Here is a 1,402-nt window from a genome sequence, read left to right as displayed (position 1 = left end):
CTGAATACATAGGGTAAGGAAGACAGACCCAGGGAACTGAAACATCTAAGTACCTGGAGGAAGAGAAAGCAAATGCGATTTCCTGAGTAGCGGCGAGCGAAACGGAACATAGCCCAAACCAAGAGGCTTGCCTCTTGGGGTTGTAGGACATTCTATACGGAGTTACAAAGGAACGAGGTAGACGAAGCGACCTGGAAAGGTCCGTCGTAGAGGGTAACAACCCCGTAGTCGAAACTTCGTTCTCTCTTGAATGTATCCTGAGTACGGCGGAACACGTGAAATTCCGTCGGAATCTGGGAGGACCATCTCCCAAGGCTAAATACTCCCTAGTGATCGATAGTGAACCAGTACCGTGAGGGAAAGGTGAAAAGCACCCCGGAAGGGGAGTGAAAGAGATCCTGAAACCGTGTGCCTACAAATAGTCAGAGCCCGTTAACGGGTGATGGCGTGCCTTTTGTAGAATGAACCGGCGAGTTACGATCCCGTGCGAGGTTAAGCTGAAGAGGCGGAGCCGCAGCGAAAGCGAGTCTGAATAGGGCGTTTAGTACGTGGTCGTAGACCCGAAACCAGGTGATCTACCCATGTCCAGGGTGAAGTTCAGGTAACACTGAATGGAGGCCCGAACCCACGCACGTTGAAAAGTGCGGGGATGAGGTGTGGGTAGCGGAGAAATTCCAATCGAACCTGGAGATAGCTGGTTCTCCCCGAAATAGCTTTAGGGCTAGCCTTAAGTGTAAGAGTCTTGGAGGTAGAGCACTGATTGGACTAGGGGTCCTCATCGGATTACCGAATTCAGTCAAACTCCGAATGCCAATGACTTATCCTTAGGAGTCAGACTGCGAGTGATAAGATCCGTAGTCAAAAGGGAAACAGCCCAGACCGCCAGCTAAGGTCCCAAAGTGTGTATTAAGTGGAAAAGGATGTGGAGTTGCTTAGACAACTAGGATGTTGGCTTAGAAGCAGCCACCATTTAAAGAGTGCGTAATAGCTCACTAGTCGAGTGACTCTGCGCCGAAAATGTACCGGGGCTAAATACACCACCGAAGCTGCGGATTGATACCGAATGGTATCAGTGGTAGGGGAGCGTTCTAAGGACAGTGAAGTCAGACCGGAAGGACTGGTGGAGTGCTTAGAAGTGAGAATGCCGGTATGAGTAGCGAAAGACGGGTGAGAATCCCGTCCACCGAATGCCTAAGGTTTCCTGAGGAAGGCTCGTCCGCTCAGGGTTAGTCAGGACCTAAGCCGAGGCCGACAGGCGTAGGCGATGGACAACAGGTTGATATTCCTGTACCACCTCTTTATCGTTTGAGCAATGGAGGGACGCAGAAGGATAGAAGAAGCGTGCGATTGGTTGTGCACGTCCAAGCAGTTAGGCTGATAAGTAGGCAAATCCGCTTATCGT

Annotated in this window: 1 rRNA gene; it reads left to right on the top strand. The window is 50.9% G+C overall.

Features of this window, described 5'->3' with window-relative positions:
• Positions 1–1,402, top strand: a 23S ribosomal RNA gene (locus MR143_RS32610); the annotation flags it as partial.

The sequence above is a fragment of the Bacillus cereus group sp. BfR-BA-01347 genome, assembly GCF_022663835.1.
GTDB lineage: Bacteria > Bacillota > Bacilli > Bacillales > Bacillaceae_G > Bacillus_A > Bacillus_A thuringiensis_K.
Note: the sequence above shows the minus strand (reverse complement) of the source record. Positions and strands in the feature narration are given on the sequence as shown.